17 protein-coding genes are annotated in these 18,396 nt (G+C 27.6%); 8 read left to right on the forward strand and 9 right to left on the reverse strand.

Annotation, left to right across the window (positions count from 1 at the left end; genetic code table 11):
- Nucleotides 1–2 precede the first annotated feature (2 nt).
- The 3 genes from pglF (at nucleotide 3) to CP960_RS01815 (ending at nucleotide 4,056) form a co-directional block, all read left to right on the forward strand.
- Entirely contained in the window at nucleotides 3–1,733 is a 1,731-nt protein-coding gene (gene pglF, locus CP960_RS01805) for a UDP-N-acetylglucosamine 4,6-dehydratase (configuration-retaining) (protein ID WP_101183527.1), read from the forward strand.
- A 332-nt stretch (nucleotides 1,734–2,065) separates the two neighbouring features.
- Nucleotides 2,066–3,169 carry a redox-regulated ATPase YchF gene (gene ychF, locus CP960_RS01810; protein WP_101183528.1) on the forward strand — a complete coding sequence of 368 codons (1,104 nt, stop codon included), beginning with the start codon at nucleotides 2,066–2,068 and terminating at the stop codon, nucleotides 3,167–3,169.
- Between the two features lie 62 nt (nucleotides 3,170–3,231).
- Nucleotides 3,232–4,056 (forward strand): HDOD domain-containing protein, encoded by an 825-nt coding sequence (locus tag CP960_RS01815; protein WP_099333970.1) that lies wholly within the window; start codon nucleotides 3,232–3,234, stop codon nucleotides 4,054–4,056.
- A 21-nt stretch (nucleotides 4,057–4,077) separates the two neighbouring features.
- Here the strand turns inward: CP960_RS01815 and CP960_RS01820 are convergent, their stop codons facing one another.
- Nucleotides 4,078–6,471 (reverse strand): GGDEF domain-containing protein, encoded by a 2,394-nt coding sequence (locus tag CP960_RS01820; protein WP_101183529.1) that lies wholly within the window; start codon nucleotides 6,469–6,471, stop codon nucleotides 4,078–4,080.
- 43 nt (nucleotides 6,472–6,514) lie between these two features.
- A complete protein-coding gene (gene recO / locus CP960_RS01825) occupies nucleotides 6,515–7,132 on the reverse strand; it encodes a recombination protein RecO (protein WP_101183530.1) in 618 nt (205 codons plus the stop codon).
- Between the two features lie 130 nt (nucleotides 7,133–7,262).
- Between recO and ppnP the strand changes: the two genes are divergently transcribed.
- Nucleotides 7,263–7,574, forward strand: a complete 312-nt coding sequence (gene ppnP, locus CP960_RS01830) for a pyrimidine/purine nucleoside phosphorylase (protein ID WP_079577088.1) — start codon at nucleotides 7,263–7,265, stop codon at nucleotides 7,572–7,574.
- A 45-nt stretch (nucleotides 7,575–7,619) separates the two neighbouring features.
- Here the strand turns inward: ppnP and CP960_RS01835 are convergent, their stop codons facing one another.
- The 6 genes from CP960_RS01835 to CP960_RS01860 form a co-directional block, all read right to left on the reverse strand.
- A complete protein-coding gene (locus CP960_RS01835) occupies nucleotides 7,620–8,720 on the reverse strand; it encodes a nitrous oxide reductase accessory protein NosL (protein WP_101183531.1) in 1,101 nt (366 codons plus the stop codon).
- Between the two features lie 127 nt (nucleotides 8,721–8,847).
- Complete coding sequence (locus CP960_RS01840; RefSeq protein WP_101183532.1) at nucleotides 8,848–9,597, reverse strand: Rossmann-like domain-containing protein; 750 nt, start codon at nucleotides 9,595–9,597, stop codon at nucleotides 8,848–8,850.
- Nucleotides 9,587–10,393, reverse strand: a complete 807-nt coding sequence (locus tag CP960_RS01845) for an ABC transporter ATP-binding protein (RefSeq protein WP_101183533.1) — start codon at nucleotides 10,391–10,393, stop codon at nucleotides 9,587–9,589. Before CP960_RS01845 ends, CP960_RS01840 begins: the two co-directional genes overlap by 11 nt.
- Nucleotides 10,387–11,409 carry a FecCD family ABC transporter permease gene (locus CP960_RS01850; protein ID WP_101183534.1) on the reverse strand — a complete coding sequence of 341 codons (1,023 nt, stop codon included), beginning with the start codon at nucleotides 11,407–11,409 and terminating at the stop codon, nucleotides 10,387–10,389. The genes CP960_RS01845 and CP960_RS01850 overlap by 7 nt, the downstream gene beginning before the upstream one ends.
- Nucleotides 11,399–12,400, reverse strand: coding sequence for an ABC transporter substrate-binding protein (locus CP960_RS01855; RefSeq protein WP_101183535.1), 1,002 nt, complete (start codon nucleotides 12,398–12,400; stop codon nucleotides 11,399–11,401). The genes CP960_RS01850 and CP960_RS01855 overlap by 11 nt, the downstream gene beginning before the upstream one ends.
- 165 nt (nucleotides 12,401–12,565) lie before the next feature.
- Nucleotides 12,566–12,952: a class II SORL domain-containing protein gene (locus CP960_RS01860; protein ID WP_101183536.1), complete on the reverse strand. Its 387-nt coding sequence runs from the start codon at nucleotides 12,950–12,952 to the stop codon at nucleotides 12,566–12,568.
- Between the two features lie 128 nt (nucleotides 12,953–13,080).
- On the opposite strand from CP960_RS01860, the gene CP960_RS01865 reads away from it, so the two are divergent.
- The 3 genes from CP960_RS01865 (at nucleotide 13,081) to CP960_RS01875 (ending at nucleotide 15,447) form a co-directional block, all read left to right on the forward strand.
- On the forward strand, nucleotides 13,081–13,905 hold the full coding sequence (locus tag CP960_RS01865; RefSeq protein ID WP_101183537.1) for a thiamine-phosphate kinase: 825 nt from the start codon (nucleotides 13,081–13,083) through the stop codon (nucleotides 13,903–13,905).
- Nucleotides 13,906–13,933: 28 nt separating this feature from the next.
- Nucleotides 13,934–14,998, forward strand: a complete 1,065-nt coding sequence (truD, locus tag CP960_RS01870) for a tRNA pseudouridine(13) synthase TruD (RefSeq protein ID WP_101183538.1) — start codon at nucleotides 13,934–13,936, stop codon at nucleotides 14,996–14,998.
- 95 nt (nucleotides 14,999–15,093) lie between these two features.
- A complete protein-coding gene (locus CP960_RS01875; protein ID WP_101183539.1) occupies nucleotides 15,094–15,447 on the forward strand; it encodes a hypothetical protein in 354 nt (117 codons plus the stop codon).
- A gap of 29 nt (nucleotides 15,448–15,476) precedes the next feature.
- Here the strand turns inward: CP960_RS01875 and CP960_RS01880 are convergent, their stop codons facing one another.
- Nucleotides 15,477–17,672: a methyl-accepting chemotaxis protein gene (locus CP960_RS01880; protein ID WP_101183540.1), complete on the reverse strand. Its 2,196-nt coding sequence runs from the start codon at nucleotides 17,670–17,672 to the stop codon at nucleotides 15,477–15,479.
- A 150-nt stretch (nucleotides 17,673–17,822) separates the two neighbouring features.
- On the opposite strand from CP960_RS01880, the gene ruvA reads away from it, so the two are divergent.
- Nucleotides 17,823–18,383, forward strand: coding sequence for a Holliday junction branch migration protein RuvA (gene ruvA, locus CP960_RS01885; protein ID WP_101183541.1), 561 nt, complete (start codon nucleotides 17,823–17,825; stop codon nucleotides 18,381–18,383).
- Nucleotides 18,384–18,396 lie beyond the last annotated feature (13 nt).

Consider the following 18,396-nt stretch of genomic DNA (forward strand, 5'->3'; position numbering starts at 1 on the left):
ATATGCTAGGTCTTGATAAACGAATACTTAATTTTGTAGTGATTATTTGTCTTACAATTATCACTTTTTGGTGGACTTTTTTCATCTTTCATATGGAGTTTGAAATAAGATTTGTAATAGGCGTAATAGCTATAAGAATGCTAGCTTCTCTTTTGATTTTCAAAGATTTTAGTTTGAGTTGGTCAAAAGCTACTCAAAAAACTTTTATTATGAAAAGTATTGTTTATATTGTGGCTTTTTGTATCTACATGCCTTTTTATTATGGAGAGCTTAGATTTGCTTTTATGGCTTCTGAGCTTGCTTTTTATTTGTTTGTTATAAACTTTTCTATGTATTCTTATCATTATTTGATAAATAGAAGTAAGGTTGCAAAGACTAAAGAGTTGGTTATTTATGGTGCTGGAAAAGCAGGGATGAAGCTAGAAGAAGAGTTTAGAGAGAGTAAATATAAAGTAAAGTATTTTGTAGATGATGATAAGATTTTACAAAAAAGATCAATCGATGCTATTCATATTTTATCTCAAGAAAAGCTAAAAGAAAGATTAGGTGATACTAAGTTAGATCTTTTAGTTATTGCAATGCCTAGTGTTTCTAAAAAAAGAATTAAACAAATATATGATGAGGTTGGATACTACTTTAAACAAATAAGAATTCTTCCTGCACTAGAAGATATTTTAGCTGAAAAAAACTTCTCAAAACAACTTAAAAATATATCTGTAGAAGATTTGCTTGCAAGGCATCCTCAAGATTTAGACAAAGAGAAAATAGAAAACTTTATAAAAGGTAAAGTTGTATTAATTACTGGAGCTGGAGGTAGTATAGGAAGTGAGATAAGCAGGCAGTGTAAGAAGTTTAAAGCAAAACAGCTTATTTTACTTGATCATAGTGAATTTAATCTTTATAAAATAACAGAAGAGTTAAATGGCTCTGAGATTATACCAGTGATGCAAAATGTAAGAAATTATGATTTTATAGAAAAAACTTTTAAGAAATATAAACCTCAAATAGTAATACATGCAGCTGCTTATAAGCATGTACCTTTAGTAGAAGATAATGTTTTAGAAGGTATTTCAAATAACATACTTGGAACAAAAAATTGTATAGATTTATCTATAAAATATAAAGTTGAAAAGTTTGTATTGATTTCAACAGATAAAGCTGTAAGACCTACAAATGTTATGGGTACAACAAAACGAATTTGTGAACTATACGCACAAAATGCAAACACTGAACAAAACACAGAAATTGTTGCAGTTAGATTTGGAAATGTTCTTGGAAGTAGTGGAAGTGTAATACCAAAGTTTAAATCACAAATTGAAGCAGGAGGACCTATTACTGTAACACATCCAGATATTACAAGATATTTTATGCTTATTCCTGAAGCTTGTGAGCTTGTACTTCAAGCTGCAAGTATTGGAAAGGGTGGAGAGATATTTATACTTGATATGGGAGAACCTGTAAAGATTGTAGATTTAGCTAAAAAGATGTGTGAATTAAGTGGACAAGAAGATATAAAAATAGAGTTTTGTGGATTAAGACCAGGTGAGAAACTTTATGAAGAGTTACTTATAAATGATAGTGATAAAAAAACAGATTATGACTCAATTATGGTAGCAAAACCTACAAAATATGATATACATAAACTAAATAATGATATACAAGAACTTTTAGTTTGTGAAGATAAAATCAAGAAGTTAAAAGAGATAGTTCCAGAGTTTGAACACAATAAGTAAAATGGATGGCACGAATGAATTCGCGCTTCCGTGGAGGCAGTTCGGAGACTCGAATTTATTCGAGTAGGGTGGAACTTGCTTGAAAATGGCACGAATGAATTCGCGCTTCCGAATGTGGTGGATGAATTTTGATTTCTTTTGGAAACTCGAATTTATTTGAGTCTTTTGTAAGTTTGGATTTTGGCACGAATGAATTCGCGCTTCCTTGGAGACTCGAATTTATTCGTGTATGGTGAGAATGCTTGAATTTTGTGGCTTTTGCTGGTATTTCAGGCTTGAAAAAGTGATTTTTGGATAAAATTGGCTATATTTATATAAAACAAAGGAAACTAATGGGTTTAGGTGTAGGTATCGTAGGACTTCCAAATGTAGGTAAAAGTACAACATTTAACGCTTTGACAAAGGCACAAAATGCAGAGGCGCAAAACTATCCTTTTTGTACTATTGAGCCAAATAAAGCGATTGTTCCAGTACCAGATAAGAGATTAGATGAATTAGCAAAGATTGTTATTCCAGATAAAATTCAACATTCAACTATTGATTTTGTTGATATTGCTGGGCTTGTTAGAGGTGCTAGTAAGGGTGAGGGTCTTGGTAATCAGTTTTTATCAAATATTAGAGAAGTTGAAGTAATCTTACATATGGTTAGATGTTTTGATGATGGCAATATCACTCATGTTGAGGGTGATGTAAATCCTTTAAGAGATATTGAGATTATTGAAACAGAATTAATTTATGCAGATATTACTCAAGTTGAAAAGAAAATTGATAGACTTAAAAAACAATCAAAAGGTTCAAAAGATGCTGCAGCTCAACTTGTAGTTGCACAAGCTTTACTTGATCACTTGGCTGAGTTAGAGCCTGTAAAAACTTTTGAAGATAGTGAAAATGAACTTTTTATTGCCCTTGATAAAGAGCTTAGATTTTTATCAAATAAAGATGTGATTTATGGTGCAAATGTTGATGAAGATTCACTAGCAGATGGTGGGAATAAATACGTAGAAGAGTTAAAAGAACATGCACAAGAAGTAAATGCAGATGTAATTATGCTTTGTGCAAAGATTGAAGAAGAGCTTGTTGGTTTAGAAGATGATGAAGCTAAAGAGTTTTTAACTGATTTAGGAGTTAAAGAGTCTGGCTTAGAGCAGATTATTCATACTTCATTTGACAAACTTGGGCTTCAGTCATATTTTACTGCTGGTAAGGTTGAAGTTAGAGCTTGGACAATTAAGAAAAATACAAAAGCTCCGCAAGCAGCAGCAGTAATTCATAATGATTTTGAAAAAGGTTTTATCAAAGCTGAAGTTATTTCTTATGAAGATTTTGTTAGTCTTGGTGGAGAAGCTAAATGTAAAGAAGCAGGTAAACTAAGACTTGAAGGTAAAGATTATGTTGTTCAAGATGGTGATGTTATGCACTTTAGGTTCAACGTTTAATTTTATGTAGATGAAAGATTAGTTATAATCTAGCTAATTTAAACTTAATTTAGGAGTTTTAAGTGCCAGAAAATATTTTAGAAAAAATTGAGTCATTACCTCCTCTTCCTAAAACAATTGCAGAGATTGAAGAGTATAGACAAAAAAGAGATAAAGAAGCTTTTGAATTACTAAAGATAATTGAAAAAGATGCCTTGATAATTTCCACATTATTAAAGGTTTCAAATTCAGCGATGTTTGGATTTAGAAGCAAGGTTGAAACTCCAAGTAGAGCTATTAATTTATTAGGGATTAACTTCACAATTTCTATTGCAATTGGCGGTACTGTACAAAACTTGCTAAAGGCAAATTTATCTGCTTATGGAATTAATAGTGATGATTTTATGAGAGTTTCAAATATGGCAACTACCTTAACTAATCTTTGGTTATCAAAAGTCTCTTTTGACTTAAAAGAAGAGCTTATCTTACCCTCTTTACTTCAAGAAGCAGGAAAGTTTATTATTGCTGATATTTTAGAGCTTGAGGGTAAAACAAATGAATTCAAAGATTTATTAAGACAAGGTAAGTCAACAGCACAAGCAGAAAAAGAGATTTTAGGATTAAGTACTTCTGAGATTACTGCAAGGATTTTCAGGCACTGGAAACTAAGTGATACTTTGATTGATTCAATAGAGTTTGTAGATGATATAAGCAAAGTTGATGAAGCTTATAAGCAAAGAGCACAAATCCTTGATGTTGTAAAAACAGCTTGTGAAGTAACAGCTCCTTTAAGTGATGATAATGTAGATAAAGCTATACAAAAAGCAAAAGCTTACAACCTTGATGTAAAATCACTAGAAAACGCTATTGAAAAACTAGAAGACAGACTTTTAGATGAACAAGTATAATTAAGGCTAAAAAAGCCTTAGTTATTTAAATTCATAATATTTTTCTTTTGACTTTCTTGCCAAAGTGATGCAGTGTGCTGATTTTTCTAGTATATTCTCACTATTTCCCCATGATACTGCAAATGTTAAATCAAAATTTATTTGATTTTCTTGATAAATAATTTTTGTTTTTTTTATCTTTTGTATATAACTATCCATATTTGAATTTAGTGGTAATATTGCTCCAAATTTTGGTCCTGATAGTCTGTAAATATTTAAAAAACTTTCAAGCTCTTTGGCGTAATTTTTTAGTATGATATCTGTTTTTGCATAACTTAGTTTTTCATTATATTCATCTATATTATTTATATAAAACTCTATAAAAATAAATTCATTTTTGATATCATTTAAATCTTTTTGAAGTCTATTTACATTTCTAAGACCTGTGATTTTATCAAAAAACATTGGAATTGTTTTTTGGTAGCTTATGATTATATTTGATACATTTTTTTTCATATACTCTTTTGTATTTATAAATAGATGTTGAAATACTTCTTTATATACTGTTGAGTAAATTATTTTTAATTCAAAGTTTGAAAATAAAGGTATTTTTACTGTTTCATATCCCAAATCAAGTATCGTACAATCTTTTTGACAAAGTCCATCTACAACTGCAAAAGCTAGTCCATAAAATACTTCTTTTGAGATAAACTCTTCTATGTATTTGTTTACTTTTTCATCATCAAGATTTTTTTCATTTAAGATATTTGTTATCACATCAGATAGCTTTTGATTCATATAGTATGTTTTATTTATTTTATTTTGATTTATATGTTTAAGTACGCTTTTTCTACCAAGTTCATAATACTTTTCATCTTCTATATATTCATAATCTAAATCAAGCTCTTTTATAAGTCTTTTTCCATAATTGATAAATATTTTATCATTTATAGTTTTGTATTCATTTTCAAGTAAAGTGTTTCCATTTATATTTTTGTATATTGCAAAGTAGTTTTTTGATAGTTCTATGACTTTTGTTTCATAGCTATATGAATAGTATAAGCTAAGTGATAAAAATATTTTTGTATATACACTTATTAGATGTGAAGCAACGCTATTTTTATTTACATAATCAACTATAATTCTAGCTAATTCATCATCAATTATGAAGCTATTTTGTCTAATAAATCTATGTATGATAACATCACAAATATTTATTTTATAAAACTCTAAATAGTCATTGTCAAACTTCTCCATTGCAAGAAATTTTTTGATTATATCTATTAAGATGTCATTTTTTATTTGTGTTGAATATAGTGTGATTGCATATATGATTTGAATTGTTGAGTTATCAAAATTTTTATTTTTAAAGAAATCATCAATTATTAAAAATATATCATCTTCACAATTGCTACTATATATGAAAATATAGTTATTTATAAGGTGATTTTTAAACTCGCTTATTGTTTTAAATTTTGGAATATATGTATGAATGATAGTCTCTTCATACAAATCTAAGATATTTTTAAAATTGATAAGATCTTTGTATTCATTATAATCATACTCTGTTTCAAGTTTATATATCATATTTGAAAGTAGGGTTGTTATGGTATTTAGATATATTTTGTATTCATTTAATTCATTTGAGTTACCAAAATGTGTACTTTTTGAAAGTTCATAACCATCATTTGATTTTTCAAAGTTAAAGTAAAACTCAGCTATTAATTCAGTCACACTTTTATTTTTAATATCTATATATGGTATATGTGCATAATAAAATAGAAGTTTTCCTAAAATATTATTTAAAATATTTACTTTTTCTTCTTCTAGTTTTACTTTAAATTTTAAAATATTTATTGTTTCTGTCAAAATTTCTAATATTGGATTAATACTTCTTTTTCTTTGTACATCATTTGAGTTTACTTTACACAATACATTTACCGTTTCAATAAGTAAAGTATAGTGTGAAAATAGAAGTTCAAAATGAGTTGTTTTATCTTGAAACTCTTCTAGCTTTGTTTCATAATCTCTAAATAGTGAGGATAGGTTTTCTGTATTATAACTTATATAATTCTCAAATATTTTGTAATTTTCTCCAAAAGATAGTAGATTAATTATTGTAACTATCTCTTTAAAAACTACTGTTTTTTTATCAAAAAATATATTATCAAGCTTTTGTTTAAGTGCTTTAATTAAGAATTTTCTAAAATTTATATTATAGTTTAGTTGTTCATATATATCAGCAGGAAGTTTCTCATCTTTTATATAAAGTTCACAAATATAATTCATAAGAAGCTTATAATCATCATCAATATTAAATAAAAAAGAGTTATTCTCTTGATTTGAAAGCTTATACTTATTAAGTATATTTGTAACTGCTATGTCTTCATCCTCTAAATCTAAGTATGAAGTTGCATTACTATGTTTATCTAGCATCTAATTCTCCTGCAATAGTTAGGATATTATATAATTTTTTTACTTATAGTCCTTGAAGTAAAATATGCCAAAGATAATCAATCTCTTCATCATTAAAACTAATAAGTGAATTTTGTTCAAACATCTCTTTTATTTTATCAAGTTTAAACTTTCTTGCAAATGTACATTGAGGATGAGCAGGAACAAAACTTCTTACTAAAGATATATCTGTTTGAATCTGTATATCACATAAGAAACAAGTATAATCAACATGAAGTCGTCCTTCATGCTCAAGAAGTTTTAAGTAAGCTTGTATGATAGCTCTTTTTTCATTTTGTTTTATCATCAAGTGTGATAAGGCATTTAATAAATCAAAATAAAATTCATCTAATTCTTCTATATCTTTAAAGTGATAATAAAATAGTTTTATAAATCTTTGCCAAGCATACATCTTTTTTGCATCCAATATCCACTCATAATTTAGCTGCATAACATCTCTTAATCTTCCAATATCACTTCTTAGATTATGCTCAATCTCAAAATCTATTTTATATCCTACATTTATATTTGAGTGTCTTGCTCCATAAAATCTATATGTTGTATAAACTCTTGTAGGCGTAAGTATTGTAACTATTAGATCATCATCTTTTACAGGTTTTACGTCTAAAATGTATCCTTGCATATATAAAAACTCTTTTTTTGTGTTTATTTGTAATACTTTTTTATTAAAAAAATTATAACAAAACTAAAATAGATATATGCTTCAAATAAATTTATGGTATCATATATATAAAACAAGAAAGGATAAATTAATGGCAGAATTCGAAAATGTAAATATAGCAAAAGCTGCAAATGTATTTTTTGATGGAAATATAACAAGTAGATCTATTGAGTTCAAAGATGGTACAAGGAAAACTTTAGGAATTATGCTACCTGGTGAGTATGAATTAAATACTGTAAATAAAGAGATTATGGATATTCAAACTGGTGAACTAGAAGTTATGCTACCAGCTGAAGATTGGATGGAAGTAAAAGCTCCTGGAAGTTTTGAAATACCTGCAAACTCAAAATTTAAATTAAGAGTAAAAAGTTTAGTTGATTATTGTTGTTCGTTTATTAAATAGTTGTCATTAAACAATGCGATATAATCGCATTGTAAAATGGCTTTTTTAGTATAACATACTCTCTTTTACCTCTTCAAATTTCAATATTTTTTTACCATAGTGACTATTTTTAAATGCATTTGCTGATTTTTCATCTTTAAATGGAATTAACTCTTCTCCCATTGGACCATATACATTTGAACCTACTACATAAAAAGCACTTTTACCATCAATAGCTTCAAGAGTATAATAATCAGTAACAGTTATATTTTTCATCTGCTGTTTTGTGTGGTTGTGTGAAAACTTTTTTGGATTAAAATAGAATTTAAACATATCCTTTGTTCCATCAAAGTAGTGTGTGTGAGTTTTATCTACTTCAATTTTGGCTGCCCATTTTGGATATTTTGCTACATACATTCCACAAACTGGACATTTGGCATCTTTAGGTACATGAACTCTTTTATTTTCATTTGTAGCTAATGAAGGGTCATATTTATAAATAGCTACAGCTTGTAGCATTTTTGGTTTTAAGTTTTTACAAATATTATTATCAATTAAATACTTTTTTGCTTCACCAATTGAGTTAAAATCAGGAGTTTGAATATCTTTATTACACATGGCATTATAGATTTTTTTACCTTTTTTTGCCATTTTTGCTCTTTTTTTATCTATTCTTATATTGTCATTTTTCAAATCATTTGTAGCAATCTTTAAAGCCTCATCAAAAGTTTTAATATCTCCACCATACTCTTTTTGAAACTCTAAAGCATCTTTTTTTGTCAAAAAAGCATATTTGCTTGTCATACTCATAGTACCTTTTACAGAACTGCCTACTACATAAAAAGCTTTTTTAGCATCAATTAATTCTAATGTTTTAGTATTTACTACTTTAACATTTTTTATTAGATTGTTAAATTTTTCATTAACCTTTGCAAAACAATGAAGAGAACAGTACTGCTCTTTATGGCCATTTTTAAACTCAACTGCATGTGATGTTTTATAAAACTTTACTAGATGCATTCCACATACATTACAAAACTGTTTACTACTATCAGTTTTAACTAGTGTAGCTTGGTTTTTATTTACTGTTTGAAACATCTTATTTGAACTTGCAAATAGATTTATACTAATAAGTAAGAAAACAAGAGGTAATAATCTTTTTAGCATTTAACTCTCCTAATATTTTTTTTGATTTTATATTAAAAGAGTTAATTATGTGTTAAATTAATAAGAGGCACGAATAAATTCGCGCGTCCGGTTTGGAAACTCGAATTTATTCGAGTCTATTCTTATACTATATTTTTTGTAAATAACAGCTATTCTCAAAAATATCTTCAAAAGGATTTTTCTCAATTTTATCTTTTGAACAATCTTTTAAATATAAGCTTGCAATATGAGTTACATTACTATTTTTTAACCAAACAGGATTTAATCCAGCAGAAAAACCTGATACCATGATAATTTTTGCATTTGTTGCAAACTTTAATATTGCATCAAATGTTGAGCCAATAAGTGCAGCGCCAGTTATTACTACAATATCAGCTTTACTTACAGCTTCATACTCAAAAATATCATTATAAACTTCACTATTTAACTCTTTTTTTCTTCTACAAAAAACTGCTACATCTCTTGAGTTTTCTTTTAGCTTTTTTATTACTGGTTTTAAATTTCCAATAAAAACTATCTTGTCTTTTTTAGTACTATTTTCAAGTAAAAATTCACAGCTTGCAACTCTTAGATTCTTTTTCAACGAAGGTGGATTTTCTTGTAATTCATACTGTCCAATTGCATTTATTGTTGCAAGTATTATTGCTCTTGAAGCTAAATTAAAACTATCATCTTCTAATATATCTTCAATATTTTTAAAGTTGATATTTTCTAAATCTCCTTCATCACTTGGACTTAAAGCTACTCCAATAGAAGATTTAGTTTTATTTGTAACTTCAACATAAGTAAATGGCTCACAAATTTTAAAACTTTTTAAGATTAAAGAGTTTTTTTTTGCACTTTGTAGTGCTTGTTGTTTTAATTTATCAAGTATCATGATTTTCCTTTTTATGTGAATGATTGTGTATATTGTTATTGTGAGAATGCCCTAAAAACAAAAAAGGGTGTCCCTCTTGCCAAAATAGTTTGCAAGTTGTATCAAAAAGTTTAGAAATCATCTTTTCTGTAATATTTAAACTATTTTCAAAATATAAAATCTCTTTATTTTTAAGCATTACTATCTTATCAGCATAGTGTAGAGCATTTTGTAAATCATGTAGTACGGTTATTGTAATAAAGTTATTCTCTTTTGTTTTTTTTCTTATTAGTTCAAGCATCTCTATTTGATTTTTAGGATCAAGATGAGATATTGGTTCATCTAAAAGTAAGATTTTAGGTTCTTGTAAAATAGCAGCAGCTAAAAAAATCTTTTGTCTTTCTCCTCCACTTAATGTATCGATATTTCTATTTAAAAAATTTTGTAGATTAAACTCCTTTATAGTATTTTTAATCATATCATGGTCATACTCTTTTAAAGAAAATCCACTATATTTTCTTCTTGAAATTTGTAAAACATCAACAGTAGTAAGATTTGAGTTTTGATTAAATTGTGCCATATAAGCAATATACTTTGAGATGCTATTTATTGAAGCAGTTGTAAAGTCTATTTCTTTAAAACTTATTTCTCCTTTATATATTTGTATTATTTTAGCTATGGCTTTTAGTAAAGTACTTTTTCCTGCACCATTTGGTCCTATAATTACATTTAAATCTTTTGGCTTTAGTTCTAAATTTATATTTTCAAGTAATATTTTTTTATTTATTTTTACATGTAGGTTTGTAATTTTTAACATTTTGAACTTCTTTTATATAAAAAATATAAAAATAGTGGAGCTCCAAGCATTGAAGTTATAATGCCCACAGGAATAGTAATAGGAAGTAAGATTGTTCTTGAAACAATATCAGCAAGTAAAAGAAGTATTGCACCACTTATTGCAGATAAAGGCAAGACATATTTGTGTGAACTTCCTATAAAAAGTCTTACAATATGTGGTGCAATAAGTCCAACAAAACCTATAATTCCAAAAAAGCAAACACTAATTGCACTTAAAAAAGAGGCTACAATCATAGAGCCTAATCTAAGATTTTGTGTATTTATCCCTAAAGATTTTGCACTATCTTCACCTAACATCAGTGCATCAAATTTCCAAAATATTTTAAAATAGAAAAATAAGCATATTAATAAAACTAAGCCAATTGATAAAATAGTATTCATACTAGCTTTAGATAAATCACCAAAAGTCCAAAATAGTGTAGCTGCTGCATCAATATCATCTGCAAAGTATTGAAGTAGCATAGTAAATGCAGAAAAAAATGCACCTAAAGCTACTCCAAATAGTATAAGTGATTCAGGTGACATATTTGCTCTTTTACCTAAAGAGACTATCAAAAAAGTGTTTATCATACTTGAAGCAAAAGCAAAAAGTGCAGTTATAAAACTTGCTTCATATGAAGAAGCACTTGAATATGACTGAAATACTATTATGGCAAAACTTGCTCCAAAAGCACTTGCTTGAGAAATTCCTAAAGTAAAAGGAGAAGCCAAAGGATTTTTTAATACAGCTTGCATCATAGCTCCTGATAGTCCAAGAGAAGCTCCTACCACAAACGCTGCTAAAGTTCTAGGTACTCTTATTTCAAAAACTATTATTGAAAAACTACCATTTGCTTCTAAAAGTTTAAATGTATCTGAAAAGACTACTCCATTATTACCACTTATTAAAGAGAGCCATATTAAGCTTATTGTTATAAAAAGTAAAAAAATTGCAATTAACAATCTTTTTTTTGAGTAGAGTTGTTTAGTGTACATTGGTTTTAATATCTTCTCCTAAAAACTTCTCATAGACTCTTTTTTTTACTTTTTTAATATCTATATTTTTCCCAAAGTATGAAGCAATCAACCAACTGTTTATATAAATATTTTCTATATTTGTATTGTAAAAATTACTTGGATATAACCAGTAGATATTATTGTTTTTAAAAGCCTTAATATGTTTATAAATTGCTTTGTCTTTTTCTATCTCTTCTAAAATTATTTTTTTGCTAACTGAGTCTAAAAAAATAACTTCAGGATTAAAACTTAAAAGAGTCTCTTTATTTACAAAAGCATGACCTATATGATTTTGTAAGATTGGATTTTTTATATTTAAAAGTTTAAATGCAGGATAATCACTTTCAGTACTTGTGATACCATGAACCCCTTTATATGCAACTCCACCTACATATACAGCTTTATCATCAATCTTTACTTTTTTTAAAGCCTCTTTTTGTTTATTCATAAAAGAGATTAATTCATTAGCTCTATTTTGTTTGTCCATGATTTTTGATATTAGTAACAGTGATTTTTTTACAGCTTCAATTTTATCTTCTTTATTATTTTTCCCACTATAATTTGAACCATAACTTAGTGCAATAACTGGTGTTTTAGTCTTTTCTTGAATTAAAGCTACTTGTTTAGGTGAAAGTATAGATGTAAAAATAATATCAGGTTTTAGATTTATTAATGTTTCTAAGTTTGGCATTTTCCCAGGTCCACCTTGACCTACAATAGGAAGCGATTTGATAAACTTTTTATCAAGCACTAAACTATAAGCTGAATTAGGGCTAAATCTTAACTCTTTTTTTTCAATACCTACAAGTTTTTTTTCAAGTTGCATATAAGTAATAAGTCTTAATGTTCCAGGGCCTAAGCACACTATTTTATTATTGTTTGTAACTTCTACTTCTCTATTATACATATCAATAAATGTTTTTGCATTAAGTGTAAAGTTTAGAAGTATTATAAGAAAAAGTAATCTCATTTTAGTCTCCAAAATTTATTAAGAGTCTAATTTAATATATATAAATAAGTAATAAAAAAGCAAACTGCTTGTGTATTTTTGGAACTAAAATTAGTGAAAGAGGCACGAATAAATTCGCGCTTCCGTTTGGAAACTCAAATTTATTCAAATAGTATTAATAAGTTTTTATTCTTCAACTTCTACAATTACAGGCGTTGATTCCCAAATTCCGTGTTTTGTACAGTATCCGTGTGCAACTAAGTTTAATTTTTTAGTTGTTGGAATAATAGTAAATGTAGTTGTATTATGAGCTTTTACATTTCCTAATGTTCCTGGAACATATGTAGCTTTTGCTAATAATGTTTCTTTGTTGTATAAAGCAACAGACTCAATGTAGTGGTCAAAATCATCTGGATGTGTATATTCATTTCCCATTTTTACAGTAACTTCAAATGGTTCTCCTGCTTTTGCAGTCTCTTTACAGTGAATAAATGGTGAGTGTCTATCAATTAAGTCTTTTTTAGCTTCTCTTTCTACTGTGTCAATATCTACGTATTTGTTAATCTTTGGCATTATTACTCCTTGTTAAAATTGCACTATTATATAAGAAAATTTATTAATTAATAAGAATAATATTTTACCTAGAAAATAATTTAAGAAAAAAATTAGATTTTAGAGAATTATTTTGATATAATTGCGCCATGAATAAAGAAGACTATTTTATACAACAATTTACAAATCAAACAAAACTTATAGGTGATGATGCAGCAGTAGTTGGCAATATGGTTTACTCTCAAGATGCTTTTTTTGAAAATGTACATTTTAAAAGAGAGTGGATGAGTTTAAAGCAGATTGCTTCTAAAGCGATGTTAGTGAATATTTCAGATGCTATTGCTATGAATGCAAAACCACTTTATGCTCTTTTAACAGTTGCTATTCCTAAAGATTTTTCAACAAGTGACTTAAGAAAACTTGCAAATGGTTTTAAAAAAGTTGCAAATGATTATGGGATTAAGATTATTGGTGGAGATACAATAAGTAATGAAAAGCTTGATATTTCTATAACAATTATTTCCCAAACTTCAAATCCTAAATATAGAGCTGATGCAAAAATAGGGGACTTAGTATGTTATACAGGAACTTTGGGTAGTTGTAAAAAGGATTTAAAAAAGCTTTTAAAAGGTAAAAAAGTACCTTCAAAAGCTAAATTTATAAAACCTAAATTAAAAGGTGATTTTTTTTATGATATTTCAAAGTATGTAAATGCTTCACTTGATATTTCTGATGGATTATTCTTTGAATTACAAAGAGTTTCAAAAGCAAGTAAGGTTGGTTTTGAATTTTTTGATGAAATTTCTCCTGAAGTAGGAACTTCAGGAGAAGAGTATGAAATGTTATTTACTTTTCCAAAAAAACATTTAGAAAAAGTAATGTTAAGTGCTAAGAATCACAAAGTACCATTAAATATATTTGCAAAAGTAATAAAAGGCAGTTATAAAACAACTGCAAAAAATCATCATTTTTAATATAAATAATTACACGAGGAATAATAATTTGAATAATTTACAAAGATATCTAAATCATGCAAAAATAGATGTAGTATTTAAACAAAGTAAAGATGACTTTGTCGTTACAGAAGAGCCTTTATATGAGTTTTCCAATGAAGGTGAACACTTAATAATTAAGTTTAGAAAGAAGGATTTAACAACATGGGATGCTGTTTCTATTTTTGCAAATCATTTTGGATGTAAACATAGAGATATTGGTTATGCAGGACTAAAAGATAAAAATGCAATGACAATACAATCTATATCTATTAATAGAAAATTTGAAGATAAGTTAAGTAGTTTTAATCATGAAAAAATAAAAATTTTAGAAACAACATATCATAAAAACAAGATAAAAATTGGACACTTAAAAGGTAATAAATTTTTTATTAGATTAAAAAGAGTATCTTCAGTTGATGCAAAAATTATTGAACAAGTTTTAACTCAACTTGCAGTATTTGGTATGCCAAACTATTTTGGATTTCAGCGGTTTGGAATAGAAGGGGATAATTATAAAAAAGGTGAAGCAATAATAAATGGAACTTTAAAAGAAAAAGATAGAAAATTAAAGCAAATGTATATTAATTCATATCAAAGTTATCTTTTTAATAATTGGCTTTCAAAAAGAATAGAGATTTCAAAACTAGTTGAAGCTTTTGAGCCAAAAGAGATATATAATAAACTAAATCTTCCTTTAGAATTAGTAAAAAATATGAAAAAACAAAAACATCCATTCAAGATAATAAGTGGCGATTTGATGTCTCATTATCCCTTTGGAAAAATATTTTATGCAGAAGATTTAGAAAGTGAAGCTTTAAAGTTTTATGAAAAAGATAGAGTTCCAACTGGACTTTTATGTGGAAGAAGAGTAAAACAAGCTCAAAATGAAGCATTAGAGTTTGAAAAACAGTTCACTCAAACTCTAAAAGAAGATGGGGCAAGAAGGTTTGCTTGGATTTTTCCAAGTGATATACAAAGTAACTATAAAGAAGAAAAAAACTGGATGGAGTTATCTTTTTATCTTCCAAAAGGTTCATATGCAACAGAGTTTATTGCTGAATTAATTCATTAACTTATAAAATATGTATATATTTTTGACTCTTTTGTTTATATAGTTAAGTTAAAAAAAGATAGACTTATATAAAACTTATTTTTTAAAGGTCATATATGAAATATGAAGAGTTAATTAAAGAGTTATGTGACGTAATTAAAGAGTCAGAAACTAATGCAAGTAAGATATATGAAGACTTTGAATATCTTCAAGAAAGTATTGAAAGTATGAGTATTTCTTTAAGAGAAAAAGAGAAGTTAACTGACAAAATTTCTAATTCACTTGGGCTTTTACAACATCAAGATTTACATAGACAAAAAATAGAAAGAGTCGTAAATTTTGTTTGTGAGAAGAATCATATTGATAAATCACAGTACAATTTAGCAAGTTCTGCTAAGAATATTGATAACACAGAAGATAATATGTCAGAAGAAGAATTAGAAGCGTTAATTAAGCAAATGCAAGGTTGATAAAAGAAGATTTTCTTCTTTTATCTACTCTATTTTTTCATATTCTTACACGCTTCTTTTTTAAGTGCGTTTAATTCACCAAAAATTCTAAGAGCTTCTATTTCAACCTCTTTTGCTTTTTCATTTAGTGAACTATTGTCTTCTTTATTAGCATTTGCTTGAACTAATATTTGAAGTTTAGTATTTAAATTTTTATTTAGTTTTCTTAATCTTTCTATGGCATCTACATTTACATTTGTTGTTGATTCTTCATATTTATTTATCCATTCATCCATAGAGTTGCCTTGCTTAACACTCCAGTTTTTATACTCTCCTAGTTGTGAATAAACTCCATCTTTAAGTTTTAATACATCAACTTTAAGTTTAGCAGTATCATAAACTAAATCAACATTTGCTACACCTTCTCTTGCTTCTTCTAAGAAGTTTGCTCTTGAAGCTGCTGTTACAAGTGAGTCTGACATAAATGCAATTTGTGCAGACATTTTTGAAATATCATCAGCTACAGTTGCATTTTTTTGTGTTGATTGGTCAAGATTACTAACCGCATCATTTATTTGAATAATACCTTTTTCTTGCTCTTTAGATGCAGTAGCAACACTATCAATCATATCAATAGTATCTGAAATATGACTATTAAGCTCTTTATATCCTTCTATCATATTTGTTGAGATACCTTTACCTTCCGTTGCCTTTACACTTGCGTCTTCAACTAAGTCTTTAATCTCTCTTGCTGCTTCAGCACTTCTATTTGCAAGATTTCTAACCTCTTGAGCAACAACAGCAAAACCTTTTCCAGCTTCACCAGCAGTTGCTGCTTCAACAGCTGCATTTAAAGAAAGTATATTTGTTTGGAAAGCTATTTGATCAATTACTTCAATTGCTTCATTAATTGCAGTAACCTTATCATTTATCTCTTCCATAGAAACAGCAGTTGTATTTGCTAAATCCATACCTTTTTTAGCTGAGCCAGTTACATCTTGAGCTAAACTTGCCATTTTTACGGTAGTTTCAGTATTACCTTTTATATTTGCAGTTATTTGCTCTAATGCAGCAGCAGTCTCTTCTAAGCTACTTGCTTGTTCATTTGATGAAGTAGATAGATTCTCAGATGCTTTAGATAGTAAGTGTGTATTTTTACTAAGTTCATCACCTGTATTCATAATCATAGCTAAAATCTCTGATGTATTATTTCCTACTAATTTAATTCCAGCAGCAAGAGAACCTAAATCTCCATAAATACCTTTATCATCTATTTTATAATCAAATTTTGATTCTGAATAGTTTTTTAAAGTCTCATTAATTTTATCAAGTGTTTGTTTTGTACTTAAAATCATTGTATTAAGTTTATTTTTTAGGTCTTCTACATATGGATTTGCAGCAGTTGATTGTACACTATAAACAAAGAACCCATTTCCAGTTTTTTCTAATATATCATTTGCTTCTTCAATTACTTTTTCATCTTGTTTAAGACCTTGTCTTACTTTATCCATGTAAGCATTAAATAAAACAGCAACTTCTCCAATTTCATCTTTTGATTGAATCTCTAATTTTATACTTGTGTCATTTGATTTTAATAAATTTTCAAAACCTTCTTTTAGTTTACCAATTGGATTTGTAGCTCTTTTAACTAAAACCAAAACAAGTCCAATAGTTATCCATCCTAAGATAGTAGCAATAATAAGTATTTCAACAACTAAAGCATAAATTCTATCATCAGCTTCATCAAGAGAGAAAGTTAAATCCATTACCCCAATTACATCACCTTCTTGTTGATTAGCATGACATAGTAAACACTCTTGTGTTGCAATCATTGGCTTTATCATCCTTAATTCATGGCCTTTTTCATCATTTACTTCTAGTATTTTTGATTTTTTAGTTTTAAAAGACTCTAAAATCTCTCTATCTTTTGTATATGGTGCTCCTGGGTCATACATATCTATTAAAGGTTGACTTTTTGCAACTACTAACTCTTTTACTCCTTTTATCCCTCTTGCTTCTTCCTCTGCTTTAGCAATTTGTGCAGGATCTCCTGTGTTCATAGCATGTCTTAAACTTTGAAACATTGCACTATTTAGCATAGATAAGTTCTCTTTTGTTACGGCAATAGAGTCCTCTTTTACGCTTTTTGTTGTGAAATATACTATAGTTAAACTGCTAATGGTCATCAATATCAATAAAGAAAATATGATTTTATTACTTATCTTTTTTGTAACGATATCGAGCATCCCAACGCCCCTTTTTTTTAAGTTTACTTATTATATAATGAATTTAATTTAGATATGGTTATCTAAGTATAAAAAAGTGGAATTTTAGAAAAAAAGTAACACTTTTTTTAAAAAATAAATATAAAAAATAATTATAAAGAGAATTAAAGAATGATAGTTGGTATCGAAGGTAAGATAGAGAGGAAAGAGCCTACTTTATTGCATATCAATGCAAATGGACTTATCTACGAAGTTTTTGTATCTGTAAATTGTAGCTCAAAAATAACTAAAAATGAAGTTAAACTTTATACTACGCATATAATACGAGAAGATGCACAAAATTTGTACGGTTTTTTAGATTTAAATGAAAAAAAATTATTTGATACAGTTATAAAAATAAATGGTGTTGGACCAAAAGTTGCACTTGCAATTTGTTCTACTTTTACACCCTCTTCATTTTCTGAAATTGTAACATCAAATGATGTTAGTATGTTAAAAAGAGTTCCTGGTATTGGACCAAAAGGTGCAAGTAGGATTTTAGTAGAGTTGTCTGGTTTTGTAGTAGATAAAGCAGAAGATGAAGGCTCTTCTATTACAAATACATTAGAAGCATCTTTAGCTTTAGAATCATTAGGGTTCAAAAAAGATGTCGTTTCAAAAGTGCTTAAAACTTGTGTTAGTACAAATACAAGTGATTTAGTAAAAGAGGCTTTAAAAAAGCTACAAAGATAGTTTAGGAGAAAAT

This window comes from Malaciobacter halophilus (assembly GCF_002837275.1).
Lineage (GTDB): Bacteria > Campylobacterota > Campylobacteria > Campylobacterales > Arcobacteraceae > Malaciobacter > Malaciobacter halophilus.

What these genes read in the sequence shown, in the direction of transcription:
- pglF (WP_101183527.1), top strand. Translation starts at nt 3, where the DNA reads ATGCTAGGTCTTGATAAACGAATACTTAATTTTGTAGTGATTATTTGT.
- ychF (WP_101183528.1), top strand. Translation starts at nt 2,066, where the DNA reads ATGGGTTTAGGTGTAGGTATCGTAGGACTTCCAAATGTAGGTAAAAGT.
- CP960_RS01820 (WP_101183529.1), bottom strand. Translation starts at nt 6,471, where the DNA reads ATGCTAGATAAACATAGTAATGCAACTTCATACTTAGATTTAGAGGAT.
- recO (WP_101183530.1), bottom strand. Translation starts at nt 7,132, where the DNA reads ATGCAAGGATACATTTTAGACGTAAAACCTGTAAAAGATGATGATCTA.
- ppnP (WP_079577088.1), top strand. Translation starts at nt 7,263, where the DNA reads ATGGCAGAATTCGAAAATGTAAATATAGCAAAAGCTGCAAATGTATTT.
- CP960_RS01835 (WP_101183531.1), bottom strand. Translation starts at nt 8,720, where the DNA reads ATGCTAAAAAGATTATTACCTCTTGTTTTCTTACTTATTAGTATAAAT.
- CP960_RS01840 (WP_101183532.1), bottom strand. Translation starts at nt 9,597, where the DNA reads ATGATACTTGATAAATTAAAACAACAAGCACTACAAAGTGCAAAAAAA.
- CP960_RS01845 (WP_101183533.1), bottom strand. Translation starts at nt 10,393, where the DNA reads ATGTTAAAAATTACAAACCTACATGTAAAAATAAATAAAAAAATATTA.
- CP960_RS01850 (WP_101183534.1), bottom strand. Translation starts at nt 11,409, where the DNA reads ATGTACACTAAACAACTCTACTCAAAAAAAAGATTGTTAATTGCAATT.
- CP960_RS01855 (WP_101183535.1), bottom strand. Translation starts at nt 12,400, where the DNA reads ATGAGATTACTTTTTCTTATAATACTTCTAAACTTTACACTTAATGCA.
- CP960_RS01860 (WP_101183536.1), bottom strand. Translation starts at nt 12,952, where the DNA reads ATGCCAAAGATTAACAAATACGTAGATATTGACACAGTAGAAAGAGAA.
- CP960_RS01865 (WP_101183537.1), top strand. Translation starts at nt 13,081, where the DNA reads ATGAATAAAGAAGACTATTTTATACAACAATTTACAAATCAAACAAAA.
- CP960_RS01875 (WP_101183539.1), top strand. Translation starts at nt 15,094, where the DNA reads ATGAAATATGAAGAGTTAATTAAAGAGTTATGTGACGTAATTAAAGAG.
- CP960_RS01880 (WP_101183540.1), bottom strand. Translation starts at nt 17,672, where the DNA reads ATGCTCGATATCGTTACAAAAAAGATAAGTAATAAAATCATATTTTCT.
- ruvA (WP_101183541.1), top strand. Translation starts at nt 17,823, where the DNA reads ATGATAGTTGGTATCGAAGGTAAGATAGAGAGGAAAGAGCCTACTTTA.